The sequence below is a fragment of the uncultured Paraglaciecola sp. genome (assembly GCF_913058035.1).
Lineage (GTDB): Bacteria > Pseudomonadota > Gammaproteobacteria > Enterobacterales > Alteromonadaceae > Paraglaciecola.
In genome coordinates this window covers 1-17,250 of sequence record NZ_CAJXPA010000095.1, presented here as the reverse complement: position 1 = coordinate 17,250, position 17,250 = coordinate 1, and the positions used below count along the sequence as shown (strand labels likewise).

At 38.1% G+C, this 17,250-nt stretch carries 18 protein-coding genes; 9 read left to right on the top strand and 9 right to left on the bottom strand.

The window, feature by feature from the left end:
* Window positions 1–117: 117 nt before the first annotated feature.
* Entirely contained in the window at window positions 118–963 is an 846-nt protein-coding gene (locus QZ562_RS13070; protein WP_293760759.1) for a sterol desaturase family protein, read from the bottom strand.
* Window positions 964–1,032: 69 nt separating this feature from the next.
* Here QZ562_RS13070 and QZ562_RS13065 point away from each other — a divergent pair, with 69 nt between their 5' ends.
* A complete protein-coding gene (locus QZ562_RS13065; protein ID WP_293760756.1) occupies window positions 1,033–1,719 on the top strand; it encodes a Crp/Fnr family transcriptional regulator in 687 nt (228 codons plus the stop codon).
* A gap of 107 nt (window positions 1,720–1,826) precedes the next feature.
* Here QZ562_RS13065 and QZ562_RS13060 read toward each other — a convergent pair whose 3' ends face one another.
* Window positions 1,827–3,284, bottom strand: coding sequence for an NAD(P)/FAD-dependent oxidoreductase (locus tag QZ562_RS13060; RefSeq protein ID WP_293760753.1), 1,458 nt, complete (start codon window positions 3,282–3,284; stop codon window positions 1,827–1,829).
* Window positions 3,281–3,904, bottom strand: a complete 624-nt coding sequence (locus QZ562_RS13055) for a TetR/AcrR family transcriptional regulator (protein WP_293760750.1) — start codon at window positions 3,902–3,904, stop codon at window positions 3,281–3,283. Before QZ562_RS13055 ends, QZ562_RS13060 begins: the two co-directional genes overlap by 4 nt.
* 128 nt (window positions 3,905–4,032) lie before the next feature.
* Between QZ562_RS13055 and QZ562_RS13050 the strand changes: the two genes are divergently transcribed.
* The 8 genes from QZ562_RS13050 (at window position 4,033) to QZ562_RS13015 (ending at window position 12,222) form a co-directional block, all read left to right on the top strand.
* On the top strand, window positions 4,033–4,884 hold the full coding sequence (locus QZ562_RS13050) for an SDR family NAD(P)-dependent oxidoreductase (protein ID WP_293760747.1): 852 nt from the start codon (window positions 4,033–4,035) through the stop codon (window positions 4,882–4,884).
* Window positions 4,885–4,917: 33 nt separating this feature from the next.
* Window positions 4,918–6,267, top strand: a complete 1,350-nt coding sequence (locus QZ562_RS13045) for a DUF1254 domain-containing protein (protein WP_293760744.1) — start codon at window positions 4,918–4,920, stop codon at window positions 6,265–6,267.
* A gap of 1,156 nt (window positions 6,268–7,423) precedes the next feature.
* On the top strand, window positions 7,424–7,552 hold the full coding sequence (locus QZ562_RS13040; protein WP_293760741.1) for a hypothetical protein: 129 nt from the start codon (window positions 7,424–7,426) through the stop codon (window positions 7,550–7,552).
* A gap of 87 nt (window positions 7,553–7,639) precedes the next feature.
* A complete protein-coding gene (locus QZ562_RS13035) occupies window positions 7,640–8,809 on the top strand; it encodes an iron-containing alcohol dehydrogenase (RefSeq protein ID WP_293760738.1) in 1,170 nt (389 codons plus the stop codon).
* Window positions 8,810–9,730, top strand: coding sequence for an alpha/beta hydrolase (locus QZ562_RS13030; RefSeq protein WP_293760735.1), 921 nt, complete (start codon window positions 8,810–8,812; stop codon window positions 9,728–9,730). It abuts the gene before it with no gap.
* A gap of 31 nt (window positions 9,731–9,761) precedes the next feature.
* Window positions 9,762–10,085 (top strand): SDR family NAD(P)-dependent oxidoreductase, encoded by a 324-nt coding sequence (locus QZ562_RS13025; protein WP_293760733.1) that lies wholly within the window; start codon window positions 9,762–9,764, stop codon window positions 10,083–10,085.
* Window positions 10,086–10,794: 709 nt separating this feature from the next.
* Window positions 10,795–11,073: a hypothetical protein gene (locus QZ562_RS13020; protein ID WP_293760731.1), complete on the top strand. Its 279-nt coding sequence runs from the start codon at window positions 10,795–10,797 to the stop codon at window positions 11,071–11,073.
* A 783-nt stretch (window positions 11,074–11,856) separates the two neighbouring features.
* Entirely contained in the window at window positions 11,857–12,222 is a 366-nt protein-coding gene (locus QZ562_RS13015; protein ID WP_293760728.1) for an acyl-CoA dehydrogenase C-terminal domain-containing protein, read from the top strand.
* Window positions 12,223–12,836: 614 nt separating this feature from the next.
* On the opposite strand, the gene QZ562_RS13010 is transcribed toward QZ562_RS13015, so the two are convergent.
* The 6 genes from QZ562_RS13010 to lipA all read right to left on the bottom strand — a co-directional run bounded on the left by QZ562_RS13010 (window position 12,837) and on the right by lipA (window position 17,219).
* Window positions 12,837–13,751, bottom strand: coding sequence for a hypothetical protein (locus QZ562_RS13010; protein ID WP_293760725.1), 915 nt, complete (start codon window positions 13,749–13,751; stop codon window positions 12,837–12,839).
* A gap of 18 nt (window positions 13,752–13,769) precedes the next feature.
* Complete coding sequence (locus tag QZ562_RS13005; protein WP_293760722.1) at window positions 13,770–14,417, bottom strand: hypothetical protein; 648 nt, start codon at window positions 14,415–14,417, stop codon at window positions 13,770–13,772.
* Between the two features lie 27 nt (window positions 14,418–14,444).
* A complete protein-coding gene (locus QZ562_RS13000) occupies window positions 14,445–14,912 on the bottom strand; it encodes a hypothetical protein (RefSeq protein WP_293760719.1) in 468 nt (155 codons plus the stop codon).
* Window positions 14,913–14,923: 11 nt separating this feature from the next.
* The gene (locus QZ562_RS12995) at window positions 14,924–15,184 is read right to left on the bottom strand and encodes a DnaJ domain-containing protein (protein WP_293760716.1); all 261 of its coding nucleotides are present in this window, start codon (window positions 15,182–15,184) and stop codon (window positions 14,924–14,926) included.
* A gap of 261 nt (window positions 15,185–15,445) precedes the next feature.
* Window positions 15,446–16,228 carry a ferredoxin--NADP reductase gene (locus QZ562_RS12990; RefSeq protein ID WP_293760713.1) on the bottom strand — a complete coding sequence of 261 codons (783 nt, stop codon included), beginning with the start codon at window positions 16,226–16,228 and terminating at the stop codon, window positions 15,446–15,448.
* A gap of 19 nt (window positions 16,229–16,247) precedes the next feature.
* Window positions 16,248–17,219 carry a lipoyl synthase gene (gene lipA / locus QZ562_RS12985; protein ID WP_293760761.1) on the bottom strand — a complete coding sequence of 324 codons (972 nt, stop codon included), beginning with the start codon at window positions 17,217–17,219 and terminating at the stop codon, window positions 16,248–16,250.
* Between the last annotated feature and the right edge of the window lie 31 nt (window positions 17,220–17,250).

Sequence of the window (17,250 nt, the reverse complement as noted above, 5' to 3'; positions counted from 1 at the left end):
ATACATATGCATATACATATACATATGCATATACATGTACATTTTCACCCTTATTGGCTTAACAAGGAGTTTTAAAGCTCTTGAGGTAGAGTAAAATTGCTGTATGCATTGAAATACCTAGTTTGCTGTATCATCAGGTTTACTTGTCGATTTCTTTGCTTTCTTTGCTCTGGGTGTAATAGCAAGTGGCCAAAATAACTGTTCTGCCCACTCTGCTTTTCGCATTCCCTCAACGCCATAACTTTCAGGGTACTGTCTTGTAATTTTGGCTGTACCAAATAAAATATCCCAAAAGAAAAACATATTACCGAAATTACCCTTATAGTTTGTCGCTGGGTCGTCTTTGCGTAAACCATGATGCCCGCTGTGTGTAGACGGCGTCGAGATAGTCCGTTCTAACACCCACATTATTTGACATAGAACGGGGATTTCATAAAGCGCTTTATCCCACTTCCACTCAGAATGTGCGCCCATTATTATGGTTAGTTTAGCCACCAGATAAAAGGCATAAACCCAACCTAGTCCTAAATAAATTAGAAAGCCAGACAGCCATAACGATGGCATAAATAAGTAATAAAAAAAGTTGTTGCGATAAACAATTCTAACACTCATGTATTTAGCATTGTGGTGGGCTCGGTGTAATTTGTACAAAGGTATATAGCTATGACTTAATCGGTGCCACCAATATTGTGACATATCATCAAACACTATTAATAAAGCAAGCTGCAACAATATAGGGGTATCGATGAGGAGATCAGCATATTCTGGTAGGGCTATTGTTGCTATCCATGCAGCACAAAACAACACAAATGGTGTGGTAAAAATAAATAATAATAAGGTACTTACTAATTCCACCATGACATCAGCTTTGACTTCATGTTGTTTGTTAAAAAAGCGTAAATGACGCGCTTCTAATAGTGCAAATACGATAAAAATAAAGACGATTACAATTTGATAATTCAAAGCGATTCTCCTGTTTACAAATACATCTTATCAGCGGCATACTGAGTTAAAAATATACAAGTATATAATTTGAATGAAAAAATGATCAGTCCTGACAGCACAAATACGGCAATGACAGATCACTTGTTAGTTCAATGCTCAAAATACGCTGCAGTAAAAGAGTATGCGGATCAAGCGACAATCCATAATCGTGGTGAAGTAAAACTAGGTTTATCCATTATATACAGTGGCCAAGTAAAAATAGGAAATTATGGGATAGATGGCAGTTATCAGCATTCAGTCACCTTATTAAAAGGCGACACATTTGGTGAGTTTACGTTGTTTAATAATTTGCCCCGCACACATCACGCGATGGCACTAGGTAGATGCAAACTTATTCAAATGTCTGAAAATCAGTTTGACCAATGCGCACAAGAAAACCCTGAACTTAGCAAGTTTTTACTCCGTTCAATGAGTCTTAAACTACATATAACCTTGGAAAAATTAGACGATATCCAGCGTTTACCCACCTATATTCGGCTTGCTAAATTGTTACTGCAACACGCAGATCAACACGGATCAGTTAAGCTGCGTCAAAAAGATATTGCCGAGCAACTAGGTGTAACTGTGCTTTCAAGCCATAAAGCCATCAAAAAGCTAGCAGGATTGTTGTTAATAAAATTAAGTTATGGTGCCATTGTAATTAATCAATCAGCACAGTTTGAACAATGGGTGCAACAACAAATGAAATTAGGGCAATTAGCAAAACCCGACTAAGGGAAAATCGAATCTAGTGCTCAGTCCAAGTTAAAATGACAGATTCATACTCACTAACATCTATAGATTTTGCCACCTGCATGTGTTGGCTATTATTTCCAGTTTTATCAACGAAATTTTATATGTTGATCTTTTACTGAGCCAAAGCCTAAAGCTGTGCGATCCAATAAATAATTTTGGTAAAGACGCCAAGGCTTTTTACTACCTTGCTTAGGAAGCTGACTTAGGGCCCGCAACACATAACTGGATTTAAAATCAATAATTGGCATCTCATCCCCGCATTCATCTGGTTTAATTGGCACACAAACTTGTTTATTGTTGCGATCCATATAATTCAAAACCCTGCACACATACTCTCCTACTAAGTCAGACTTTAAGGTCCACGATGCATTGGTATAACCTACGGAGAAAGCAAAATTCGGTACACCACTAAGCATCATGCCTTTATAGCTATAGCTGTCGCTGATATCAATCGGTTTACCGTTTATAGTAAGTTGTAATCCCTTAAACAAAACAAGCTCGAGGCCGGTAGCTGTCACCACAATATCAGCATCTAAGGTATTTCCACTTTTTAAAGTAATACCGGTTTCAGTAAAGTGATCGATATGATCTGTGACCACTTTTGCTTTGCCTGAACGAATAGTATCTAAAAGATCACCATCAGGTGCCACACAAAGCCGCTGGTCCCAAGGTTCATAAGTGGGTTTAAAATGTGTATCAATATCGTAATCATCCCCTAAGCTTTGTCGAAGATCTTTAAATAATCTTCGCTTAACCAGATCCGGTCTTCTTTTTGCCAAGGAAAAACTAAAAATATTAAAAGCAATATTCTTAGCGCGCACCAGTGAATAAGCCATGCTTATAGGCAGCCAACGATATAACCGCTTAGCTACTTTGTCCTGCAACGGCATTGTGTAAATATAGCTTGGTGAGCGCTGTAACATGGTGACCTTGGCTGCAGTTTTTGCCAAGCTGGGTATTAGCGTTATCGCAGTGGCACCACTGCCAATGACAACTATGCGTTTATTACTAAAATCCAAGTCTTGCGGCCACTGCTGCGGATGAATAAGTTTACCTTGATATTGCTCAACACCTTCGAATTTTGGTGTATGTCCTTTGTCATGATTGTAATAACCACCACAAGAAAAAAAGAACTTGCAGTTAAATACTTGTAACTCTGTTTTCTTCGAAGATTGTGCTGTCACCGTCCATAACGCAGTCTTATCTGACCAATCTGCAGAGATAATTTTGTGATCAAAACGGATATGTTGGTCTATTCTGTTTTCGCTGGCAGCTTCTTCGATATAGTGTTTTATTTCATCACCATTAGCGATTGTCTTAGATTTTTTCCATGGTTTGAATTTGTAGCCAAAAGTAAACATATCTGAATCGGAGCGAATACCCGGATAACGAAATAAGTCCCAAGTGCCGCCAATGGCATTTCGCGCCTCGAGTACAATGTAGGTTTTATCTGAGCAGTGTTTTTGTAAATGGTAGGCTGAGCCTATGCCGGAGAGTCCAGCGCCCATGATAAGTACATCAATGTATTGGTTAGTTTCGCTCATAATTTATAGGTGATGCCGCCAACAATAAAGTCACTCAGCTGATCAACCAACTCCTGTTTGTTATAAAAAGAAATCTTTCCCACTGGGGAATTAGATAATGATTTTGACTCCGACATACCGTGGATAATACAGTCGAGAGCAAGCAGCACTCGCAGTTTAATTTTATTAGGTTCAACGTCAGGGTAAAATGTACTGATCCGCTGGTAAAGCTGCACAGAATGTTCTGAAAAATAGCGATTAATAATATTCCTAATATCGGTACTGGTTTCCATTAACATGCGCGACATCACTTTAACCGCATCCTCACCCCAATCATAAACGCTGACAATGGTAGCTATATTTTTCACTGTTTGTTTGACTAGACTATCTATATCCTCAGCTTCTTGCGGTGGGTTTTGTGCTTTAAGGAGTGACAGATGCTGAACTATTTTTTCCATAATGGCGCCCAACAAACCTAGTTTTGAGCCAAAGTGATATTGCATCACTCCAGAATTTTTTGCGCCTGATGACACACCTATTTCTCGTAAAGAAACGCCATCAATACCTTTTTGTGCATAGAGGGAAATCGCCGACAAAATCAGTTTTTCCCGAATATCTTCTTTACCACCCAATATCTGCATAAGCATTCCTAATATCTATGTTTATAAATTTTAAGCTGATAAACAACACAACATTAACACACGTGCTTTACTTTATAAAGCAATTGATTTAAATTGATGTGATTCTAATCCTAGGTGAGATAAATGTTATGCGCAGAAAATCTAATACCACTGGTTTCAAAGACCCCATATTCAAAGATAAAGTAGCCGTTATTACGGGTGCCGGTTCGGGTATAGGTCAACAACTAGCGATACAACTTTCTGCGAAAGGCTGTCATCTTGCATTAGCAGATATTAGTCAAGCAGGCCTAGATAAAACACAACAACTTTTAAGTGATGATGCAGATGAAAAAAGTGCAGTTAAAATAAGCATCCATATTGTTGATGTGGCCGACCAAGCGCAGATGGATAGTTTTGCTGCGACTATAGCCACAGAGCATGGTGCTGCTAATTATCTGTTTAATAACGCAGGTGTAGCGCTCGGAGCTCGTATTGATGCTGTCAGTTATGACGATATGCATTGGCTGATGAATATCAATTATTGGGGTGTGGTTCACGGTTGTACCGCCTTTATACCCCTGCTAAAACAACAAAAGATGGCCCATATCGTTAATGTTAGTTCTGTTTTTGGACTGTTTACTACTCCTTATAATGGCATCTACAGCGCTTCTAAATTTGCAGTAAATGGCTTTACCGATGCATTGGCTCAGGAATTAAGGAAAACACACATCAATGTAAGTTGTGCGTTTCCGGCGGGCATTAAAACCGATATTGCCAAGAGCGCCCGTATAGTGGCAGATCTCGATAACAACCGAAGTGCTAAAGATCTTCAAACAACAATCGAAAAATTGTTTTGGACCAGCGCCGAACAAGCCGCCGCTGAAATTCTCAAAGGTGTAACTAAAAATAAACAGCGTATTCTTGTGGGTAAAGGAGCGACGCTGATGGATATAATCAGACGATTGTTACCTGTTAATTACAGTCGTTTTTTAAAAATATAAATCGCATAAAAATTGAGGGAAATTTGAATGACCATGAAATTAAAACTTTTTTGTTTAGTAAGTATTAGCCTTTGCGGCTTATTAGCGTTCACTGTTGTGACAAAGGTGATGACTTTCTCTTCAGCTTATATTTATGGCTATCCTTTATTACTTATGCAGCAAACCCAACAAATGATGCTGTCAGGGCCAGCATCAGAAAACCAAATCACACACAACATTCGGTTTCCTGATCATACCTTCAGAACCGTAGTGCGTCCTAACGTCGATACACTTTATAGCATTGCTTGGTTAAATTTGTCAGCAGAGCCCCATGTGCTCTCAGTCCCAGATATGGGTGAGCGTTATTATATTTCTCCCTTTATGGATGCTTGGACCAATGTTTTTGACAGCGTAGGCACGCGTAAAACGGGTAATCAAGCTGGCGATTATGTCATTGTTGGGCCAAATTGGTCGGGCGAGCTACCATCAACAATAAAGGCCATTCATTCTCCCACCAATACAGTATGGATGATCCAGCGAATACAAACTAAAGGTCCAGACGATATTGCTGAGGTGGCAAAACTACAACAGCAATTTTCCCTTGCTTCACTAAGTCAATGGTATCGTGGTGAAAGTAGCCAATCGTATATTGGCAGCTCGAGTAACGATGATAATAGTAGCACCCCCCACTTCAGCATCGAAAAAATGAACGCGAATGAATTTTTCTCGACTCTTGCACGATTACTTCAACAGCAACCGTTTCTTCCTGGCGACAATGATATTATTGATACACTCGCTAAAATCGGCGTAACACCGGGCGACTATTCACCGGCGGCACAAGGTTGGTTAGGCCAGCGTATTGCCAATATAGCACTGAACATCACACGCCAAAAAATCAAACAACAACTCAAACAAAAACCTCAATTAAAAAATGGTTGGGCTATTTTTCGTGAAGATATCGGCACGTATGGTACCCATTACGAACTTAGAACAGGAGTCGCTATTATTGGTTTAGGCGCCTTGCCAGCAAAAGATGCCCTTTATACCAATTCGTCAATAGATTCTGGGGGTGAGACACTTATTGGCGAAAATCGTTATCACATTCACTTTGAATCAGGACAAATACCACCAGTCAATGCTTTCTGGTCAATTACCCTTTATGATCAAGAAGGTTACTTAGTTGAAAATACCTTTGAGCGTTATGCACTTGGTAACCGCGATGCATTAATCTATAACAACGATGGTACGCTAGATATTATATTGCAATCTACCCAACCCACATCATCGAACAATAATTGGCTGCCCACACCAAAGGGTAAATTTGTACTGACACTTAGGCTGTACTCACCTAAAACAGAAGCCATTAATGGCAATTGGACATTGCCTCTGGTAATAAAACAGTGATTAATCTAAAACGATTAATACGTTTAAGGTTTGTCTCATGACAGCATTCTGCGAAGGTTTTGTGGTGTCCGAGTTTATTAAAGTTTGAAACTAGGCATTAAAGACCGGAACTGAATAAAGGGTTATTATGCTAATGAAGGCTTTCCGACATAGCAGCCATTACAAACCTAATTTTTTGAATGCGATTAGTATTAGTTTTTTAACGAATTTACCAATCAATGACGCGATACTCTTTTCTTTTTTTTCCTTTTTTTTCTGTTCTCGCTTTGTATCAACACGTCTTTAATTAAATTACCTTAGGATAAACATGGGAACTGAATTTGCTTTCGGGTTTATCGAGACCTCTGGATGATACACTTTAGCAGTAATGGCAAGTATGGAAGCTCACTTAAAAAATTCTATCAAGAAGTTACCTACTGTCACAGTTAGTGATATCGCGAGACCTGGGGTTGGTCTAAATCTTTTAGTCTCTATTGTTGTGTCAATAGCTTTAGTTCTTGATGATAACGACAGCCGAACTTTAACCAAATAAGAATTAAAAAAAGTGTACTAATTTCTCCATACCTTTGGGGTGATGCAGTTTCTTATATTTTACTCGTAGTCATATTGTAAATTAATGTTTTAAGTTGTTTAACAAGGACAAAATACAGTTGGCTTTTGCTCCATCGTTGACTATTTTAGCTAACCATTATTTACCATTGAATGGGGCGTTGAGGCTTTTAGAATTTCTCGGTTTTTATATTTTATGTCGAAATAAAGGGGAGTAAATACATTGTTTGAGCCTAGTTCTACCTTAATAGAGCTATACAGGGGGCCTAGAAAATAGTTGTTTTCACCAAAATACAAATTCTACAACCTTGTTAGGCGCACAATGAGATTCGGTTAATCTTAATCAAGTTACGTGACCAGTCAAACACATGGATGAAGCAACAGGGTTTAATCTCCCGGTATTGGATGGGATAAAACTTTGAGTCGACATCAAAACTGTCGATTTTTCTGAAAAGTGGGCTATCGAGGTATGATGTTTACCTATGTGCCTAATATGGTTTGGGTAATGGGGTATTTTCGTGCAAGTTGGACCTTACAAGTTGATTTAATAGGCGACTTTATATGTCAATTGTAAACACATATAGATCAACAGTAGGTTAAACATCTCATGATGACACTACGAGATGATAATGCTGATATGGAGTTGCTACCTTGGATCGATATCGAGGAATTTAACCCCGGTTATATGATGCGGTCGTTATATTTGATGCCGAAACGTGGCAACAAAACAGATTGAAAACATACTCAAGATTATTAGTCAAAAAAAGATACACTACCTACAGTCAATTTAGACGATAAACTTTTTGTAAATAGGTAGATCCCAATGAAACCATTTATTTTTTCGACCACCAAATCAATTATTAGCGAAATAGGCGCGATTAAACGTATTGCCGACATCTGCTCGACTCTTGATATTTCAAAGCCATTGATCATCACCGATCAAGGCATTGTTGACATTGGTTTAATCCAACCTTTGGATGCAGCCTTTAAAAAAGCAGGCAAAGAATACTTTTGCTTTGATCAAGTCGTGGCCGATCCACCTGAACATATCGTTTTGTCTGCCGTAGCCTACGCAAAAAAGATTCAAGCTGATGGTATTATTGGATTTGGCGGTGGTAGCTCATTGGATACAGCAAAACTAGTGGCATTGTTGGCCAAGTCAGATGAAAAATTAAGTAATATTTATGGTGTTGATGCAATTAGAGGTCAACGTTTTCCGCTTATATTGATACCCACAACAGCCGGAACTGGCTCTGAAGTGACACCGATTGCTATTGTGACTACCGGTGATACCACTAAAGCAGGTGTCGTTTCAGCTACATTGTTACCAGACATTGCCTTATTAGATGCCAGTTTAACCTTGGGACTACCTTCTCATGTAACGGCAGCAACTGGAATTGATGCAATGGTACATGCCATTGAAGCCTATACCAGTGCCATTAAAAAAAATCCATACTCTGATCTGTTGGCTAAACAAGCGCTGACGTTGTTATCAAGTAATATCCTTGAGGCAACGTTCAATGGGAGCAACGTTGAAGCACGTCAAGCCATGTTGTTAGGGGCATGTTTAGCAGGCCAAGCTTTTGCAAACGCTCCTGTCGCAGCCGTTCATGCTTTGGCTTATCCACTGGGAGGACATTTTCATATCCCACATGGTTTGAGTAATGCCTTAGTATTAATTCAGGTGATGAACTTCAACCTTAGTCACTGTGCTGACCTATATGCTGAACTTGCACCAAGTATCAGTGAGACAATCGACCTTGATGTCAGTAATAAACAAATTGCGCAGACGCTAATTGATTTTATAGCAGGTTTGATAAAACAACTTAAGTTGCCAGTGAGTTTAGCTGAAATGGGTATAAGCGAAAGTGATATTAATACGCTATCAAACGACGCCATGATGCAAACCCGTCTACTGGTAAATAATCCAAAATCTGTGACCTTAGATGACGTTAAACACATCTATCGTCAAGCACATCAAGGTATTGTTTAAATGAATGACAATTCGGAGTTTGATAACAATATTAATGTAAATGGAGTTGATATTGCCTATCAACTCCATGGAGATGCCTCACACCCAACGTTGTTGCTTATCCACGGTTTAAGTACTCCTTTGAATGGATGGCCTAGCGCCATGGTTGAGTTATTTGTTGCAGAGGGTTATCAGGTTTTACTATTAGATAATCGTGATGTCGGTCGCTCTTCACAACTTGACCACTTATCTATCCCCAAGTTAGGTTGGGTAGTGCTTCAATTCAAGTTAGGACTCTCGATTAAAGCACCTTATCAGCTCGAAGATATGATGCAAGATGCGGTTGCTCTATTAGATGCACTCAAGCTATCTGAAGTTCATGTAGTTGGAGCATCAATGGGCGGAATGATAGCGCAATTGATGGCAATTCATTATCCACAAAAAGTGAAAACATTAACCTCCATAATGTCTACAACGGGATATAAGAAGCTTCCTCCAATAGCAAAAAATATTCGCGAAGCTTTAGCACATAAACCCGCTTCAAAAGAGCACAAAGACCTAATGGATTACCACGTCAAAAAATGGCAGGTTATTGGTAGCCCAGATTATCCTTCTTCAGATATTTATTTACATGAATATGTTGAAGGTATGTTACAGCGTGGGATCACATCAAAAGGCACATTGCGTCAAATGTTGGCCATAATGGCAGCAAAGAATAGGCAAAATTCATTAGCAAAATTAACGACTCCTAGTTTAGTGATCCATGGCGATTGTGATGGACTGGTCAATGTTGCGGGCGGAAAAGCCACTGCAGATGCAATACCTAACGCCAAACTAAAAATTTATCCAGGTATGGGTCATGATTTTCCTGTTGAATTGATACCGAACATAGTTGACGACATTGTTGCCCACATAAACATGAATTTAGGTACTAAAACATGACCAATATAAGGGGCAGGTATACGTCATTACTGTGGCGGCTTCAGGGATTGGCAAAGCTTCAGCCATTAAATTAGCTGATAAGGACGTTGATGGTTTAGAAAAGTTTCAGTGGGAAATAAGGGCTATTGGTGTTGAATGTTTTGTTGCCAGTCTTGACGTATTATACACTTTCGCTTTTATAGCATCTGCACAACCAACTAATGATAAATTTAATCGTATCGATATGTCGTTTAACGATACAGGCGTTAGCTTAATTGATTCAGTAGAAAATCAAATTATTCAGGATTTTCATTGGTTAATGAATATTAACTTTTGGGGAGTCGTGCATGGTACTCATAATTTTTACTTTATTTAAAAACCTCGCCTAGGACGCACATTGTTAATATTTATAGTTTATTTGATTTATTCTCTTTGCCTTTACAAAACGCCTATAACGTATCTAAATATGCGGTAAAATAATATATTAAGGCATTAAAAATGGAGAGGGCTGGCAGTGATCTAGCTGTGCATCTTAGGGGAATTAAAACGAATTTTACTTACAATGCCTTGGTATCGTCTCACGATATTCTCAAAAGCCAAAATATTGTTAATTTTAACAAACAAGTAAAGACCAAAGTATAACAAGCAACTGATATTATTTTGGCCGGTATTGAGAAAAAACAGCGACGTATTTTAGTCGGAGGCGAAGCAAAATTACTTGACCGTATTTTGAGATGATTTTCGTCCAGCTAGGATAAAATATTCTTGGTTTTTAGAAAGGCATAATTGATAAATGCAAAGAGTTATTGAATAAATAAAGACTCGACTTTTTAATAAATTTTAATTTGTTCAAATCGTTACTTTTCCAAACTTCCACTGCTTCAAACTTTAGAGGATCTATAAATACAACAACTGATTGTGAGTCGTCGAGAATCGAGTGATTTTTATATCGGATGCTTTTTATATAAAGTGTTTGATATTGATTCTTTAACTATCTGCGAACGTTATCAGGACCATAATCGTGAATCTTTTGATGCAGCCATCGATATTGCATAGCCTATAGTCTAAAAATACTATTTGCCTATTTGCCTATTTGCCTAAAAGGTGAATGTAATCAGCCAACATTCGATGGCAAAAAAGTCCATATTATTCTCGAGATTAAAGAAGGACTTGATGCGATTATTGAGGCGGGGCTTACAGCACCAACCATCGATTACGCAACGGATGGCATGCAGTTACCTCAAGTTGCAGCCAGTGGTGCTTTTATGTACTTAGCAACAGCTAAAGAAAGTATGAGTATTGGTTATCTTTCACTAACACACGCTAACACTAATTTGATTGAAACCTACGGCACACCTGAATAAATTAAGAAAGGAGGGATCACGACTTTTATGAAAATATTATTCATTTAGTACTGGCCAGAGTGAAAGATGCTTGCAAAGGTGTGAAAGGTATTTCGTTGTTTATTGTGCCTAAGTTCCAGTCAATGGTGATGGAAAAGTTGGACAGTCTAATGAAGACGCTTTGGCTGGTTTGTTTCATAAAATAGGTGGGCGAGGGCAGCATCAACTGTATTAAGTTTTGGCAAACAAAATGGCGCTAAAGCTTACTTAGTGGGCGAGGAAAATAAAGGAGTGAATTACGTGCTTCATACAATGAACGAGGCCCATATTTTGGTGGGAACGGGGACTGTTTTGATAGCATTGATGGGGTTTCAATACTCACTCGATTATGCCAAAAAACGCCTTTAGGGGCGGATATAGTCCTCAAAAAATTGTTTAGCGCCACCAGTCAATATCATCGAACATTCTGATGTCAGGCGAGTGTTGTTAACTCAAAAGACATATTCTGAAGTTGCATATGCATTGTGTTTATAAGGACATCAATTGGTTGATGATAAAAAAACTGTATTCACCGAAAGCGAACGAAAATATGCATCAACCATACTTAACTTTTTAACTCCCATCATCAAAAACTGGTCATCACAATAGGGGCCTTAATTGAATGACTTAGCTATTCTATAATAGGGCCATGGTTATGTTAACGAACACCCATTAAAGGTGTTCTCGCGCGACAATCGTCTTAATCTGATTCATGGGTGTACAGCAGGTATTCAGTCGTTAGATTTACTTTGCCGAAAAGTACCGATGAACAATTTTAAAGGCTATCAAACGTTTTTAAACGAAACGTTTCTCACTGCCCTAACTGTGACATCGACACAAAGTTTACAAAAATATGCAGTTAAGTTTCGCAATGCGCTCGATAATCTAAAAGAAGTCACAACCATTGTGACGGGTGTCTCTAAGACACAAAACCTTGATTTGGTATTTTTTATCTCTTATCTCTTATCTCTTATCTCTGTCAGTCATCTCAATATGTTTAGTCATATCATTATCGCTTGGTTATGGCTCAGACAGGTCGAGATAGTTACAAAATCACTTGAAAGTGAGCCTTATGATGACGATGTAAATTTCTATAACGAAAAAATTCAAGCCATGAAGTATTTTTTTTAATAGCGAGCTGCCCCTCAGTACCATTGGGGTAACCTAGTGAAAAATATCAATAGTGTTAGTTTTGATACACATCCAGATTGGTTGTGATTTCATCAAAAAATATTCATAAAAATATTCATAAAGGGCAGTATTTTATGCGCGGGTTAAATTCCCACTATGAATACTATTAAGTACAGAGCCACTTTCGGATTAATAGTTGTGACGTCATTAACACGGCTGATACAACTCGGCTAGTCTAAGCTACACAATCTACAACAGACGATAAAGAACATTTGCTGAAGCCCTAGTATCAGATATGTATGGCTGATATGGATTAAAACTAATCACAAGTTCAAGATGTGAGCTGACTGTCTATTTGTCTGCAAAAGTGAGAAACGCTGAAGTAAGGGTCAAAATGAATTATCAGTTCCGATGTTCAAAATGACACCACTCGATAAAATAGGTACAAAAAATTATATTTACTCTATTACCAACGAATCTGTATTCTTTGGCAATTTCAACCCGATTTAAGATAAATGAAATAGGTTTTCTGGGACCACCCAAAATAGTTGCCCGGGTATTTCTCATATAAATGATAATTTGAATGTCTAGCGCTTAGTAATGTTGAGATAGAGTTAGTCGGGTTTTAAATAAGCAATATCGTCTTGGTCGCTAAGGCCAAAATCGTAGCCTCCTTCAAAATCATCATTTAATTCATTAGTGACATTAACTGAAAGTTCTAAAATCTCTGGGATATACATAGGCAGATTTTTTTGTGCTTTGATAATTGTTTTAAACTCACTAAAATGTAACAAAGATATATCTAAGAGAAAGTTTCTGATGGAAACGTGTTGATTTTCAGTAAAAACTAAAACACATTTCGAAAACTTTTCGAGCACAGACTTTAGGTCTGTGGTACTCAAATAGGTGATCAGCTGAGCATATCGCTCACTATTAAAAATTTTCTGTTCGGAGTCTATTAGTAAAAGAGCAATGGCTGAATTGAGCAGTTTTTGTAGCTCAAACGTTAGATAGTCCTCATCTGTTTCAGGGATCACGATATTGGCCGCATATTGTGCTGATATTTTTTTGTACACATCAAATAGCTTTTTTCTGTTTTGGCCTTTTTCAATTAATTTAGCGTGAACTACTGTTATGTCTGAGGTGCTGTTGGCTGCTAATGCATAGGTAGAAAGTTTAATTTGTTTAAAATAGTCAGCAGATATTTCTTTTAATCCAGAATACTTAGCCCAGCCCGCCCTAAAACAGTAAACAATACCTTGAGTTTTGATGATTTCTTTGGCTTTTTCGGTGCTGTTATCGCAATGGCTTAACAGCCCTAGGTTAATAATCCCTAGAACTATTTCACAAGCTTTCTTAATGTGGTCTGCATAAACAACAGATAAATTGTCAGAAGCAATCCGCAGTGACATATCAGACAACTGTTGTTTAGTTTTATGCACAAACTGCTCAGAAAAATATCCGTCAGCTAGGCCATCTTTTAATACTAAAAGTACAAAAGGTTTGTTCCTCAACTCTGCTATTTTCATGATGCTATCCTTGTCATCCTAAAGTGGGGCAAACATATCGTCTGTATCCATTTCAACTGCCGTTACTCTTTGCTTATTAGCATTGTTTTTCAAAGCTGTTTCCATATTGTCCAAGGTACCATTTGTGCTGATGGTCATGACTTCATTATATGCTTCTTCATCAAGGCTTTTTATTTTGAGAAGTAATTCTTCAATACTGCCAGATACTTGCTCTTCTTCGTATTCGAGTTCAGAAAAATCATGACCTATAAAAGGAAATGATAAATATAACAATCCAAAATCATCTTGAACGATAGCCTTGAGTATCTCTCGTTGTTTTTCATCATCTTCATAAGAAAGAAATATTTGTGCAAGTAAACTATGAGCCTCAGTTTGTGCGCAAAATATCGATTCTTCATCCATATTTTGCCAATATGAAGGTTCGACGTTTAATAATTTTTTAATGGAATCTGCATCCATCAACCAGGTAGCAATCGAAGGTATAGTGGCATCATGCTCTCGCACAATTTTAGCTACTGTTAAGATATCCATTTCAGAAAACACCGCTAACATAGCGCTATCACCTTGTTCTGATGCAATTTTTTCTAGTGAGTTACCCGCACGTCTGCCGCTATGTTGGGCTTGTTCCGTAATGTCGGTGGCAAGAATTAGTGCTTTACTGGTCAATGGATATTCCTTAAAAATAGTTGAATGTTATTCATCGTAGCCGTAAGTTTCATAGGGACCTGTTGAGTCGTCGTTAGACTCAACTTCCTCAGGTAAAGGCGGCAAAGGGGTTGCATCATAAGTATTATAAAAATGAATGATTAACACTGCCGTTTTTAACTCATGCTCCGAGTGTTCCATTAACTGTGTAATTGTTGCTCTGGCGTCAGCGTGAACAGCAACAAAAGGTTTGATGTCAGCCCATGCGGGTTGCTGAGAAACATCCAGCATGGCTAGATTTTTTGAATCAATTCTTACACTGCGAGTAATGGCCATTGCCAACTGGTCAACTAAGCCATTGAAAGTTGAACTATTCAAGGATAATTGAGCTGTTAAAACATTTAGATAATTAGCCAATAAATCGGGGTTTTCAGGATCACTTAGTGACTCCATGTTCTCTAAATACATTGAAAAATCATCAGATAAATAAGAAGGTATTAGTATTTGTGATTGCATTTAATTGGTTCCTACAGCAAAGCATTGTGCCAAAAAGAATCGGCTACTTCTCTTGGATCAGTGATAATAGTATAATTACTCTTAATATATGCAGAGCGCTTTTTGGGATCAGAAACTATATCGTATGCTTTTTGAATAAATTGAAACTTTTCCTTTGCCTCTGCCGCGTCATTTCTATCGGGATGATATTGATTGGCCAGTTTTCGATACGCTTTTTTGATCTCAGTCGTAGTCGAGGTTCTGGTAACACCTAAAAGTTCAAAATGGTCCATAAAATGTAAAATAATCCTGGTACATGAAACTCAACTAAAGATTGCCTTTGGTTTTTCAGTCTTTATTTTACCTTTACCGCCTCAGTTTAACAATGCTGGGTTGATATTTATTATGCCTGATAAGTGTACGAAAGTAGTTGTAAAAATATTCTGTCCCTCAAGGCATATTCGTTTTGACTCGACAGTAATGTACCACTCAAAAATCAATTAAAAAGATAAGTGCATTAACAGGTTTTGTAAAATACCATCCATGGCGTATTTCTATTTTTCTACAAAAGCTCTCTCAACAACATAGTCTCCTTGTACACCTTTTTTAGGACTTTCCTTGAAGCCTAATTCATCAATAATTGCGCATGTTTCTTTTAACATGGATGGGCTACCACATAACATTACACGGTCAAACTCTGGATCAAGTTCAGGTATGCCAACATCATGATATAACTTTCCTGTAGTCATCAAATCAGTAATGCGACCCTGATTTTTATATGGCTGGCGGGTAACACTCGGATAGTAAATTAGCTGTTCGGTGATCATCTCACCCAGATACTCATGCTTAGGAAGATCTTCTGTTATGATTTTGTTGTACGACAATTCGTCGATAAACCTCACTCCATGAAATAAAATAACTTTTTCGAAGCGCTCATAAGTTTCAGGGTCTTTGATAATACTTAAAAAAGGAGCCAATCCTGTTCCAGTGCCGATCAATAGTAAATTTCTACCATCACGTAAATCGTCGATAACCAATGTTCCAGTTGGTTTACTACCAATAATCACCTCATCGCCAATCGATAAGTGCTGCAACTTAGATGTGAAAGCACCGCCTTCCACTTTAATACTAAAAAACTCTAAATAATCTTCATGGTTTGCACTAACGATACTATAGGCTCGCAAGATAGGTCTCTTTTCCTCTTGCTCTAAGCCAATGATGATATATTCCCCATTTCTAAAGCGAAGACTTTGACTACGTGTCGTTTTAAAAGAAAAAAGTGTATCGTTCCAGTGAAGAACATCAATGACTTTTTCGGGGTTGAATTTTCTTTGCATAATTTTTCCTGTAATCAGATTATTTTATTTCTTTACCTGCGGCTTGTAAGTCTGCATGGTAGCTTGAACGAACCAATGGGCCTGATGCAGCATGGGTAAAACCTAGTTCTTTTGCGGTAACACCCAGTTGTTCAAATTCGGCTGGTGGAACATAACGTTTCACTGCCAGATGATGCTTACTGGGTTGCAAGTATTGCCCTAATGTAAGCATCTCTACATCATGCTTACGTAAGTCTTGTAATACGTCAGTAATTTCTTGAATAGTCTCGCCAAGTCCAAGCATAAGCCCTGACTTTGTAGCTACATGCGGATGCATGGCTTTAAAACGACGTAACAACTCCAATGAATTTTTGTAATTAGCCCCGGGGCGAACTTCTCGGTACATATGTGGTGCGGTCTCAAGGTTATGATTAAATACATCTGGTGGTGCCGTACTTAAAATTTCAAGTGCTTTATCCATCCTACCTTTGAAATCAGGAACCAAAATCTCAATTTTTATTGATGGTACCTCTCTACGTATCGCATTAATGCAGTCTACAAAGTGTTGAGCACCGCCATCACGGAGATCATCCCTGTCAACTGAAGTAATGACCACATACTTTAATTTCATATCCCTTATTGTGGCTGCTAATTTTTGCGGTTCCTCAGCACTGACTGGTAAAGGTCTACCATGTGCTACATCGCAAAATGGACAGCGACGTGTGCAAATAGCTCCTAAAATCATAAATGTTGCGGTTCCGTGATTAAAACATTCGTGCAAATTAGGGCATGATGCTTCTTCGCAAACTGAGCTGAGATTATGCTTACGCATAGCTTGTTTAATTTGATCTACTTTAGCGGTATTACTTGGCAGTTTTATTTTTAACCAACTGGGTTTTTTTAATGTTGTTTCTTTTTCACTAGCAATTATCTTTACCGGAATAAAAGCCAACTTGTCAGCATTACGCAGCTTCTCTCCAGCCACATATTTTGATTGTTTTATGTTATTCATGGTATTTGTGAGCCCTATTAATACTCTGTGT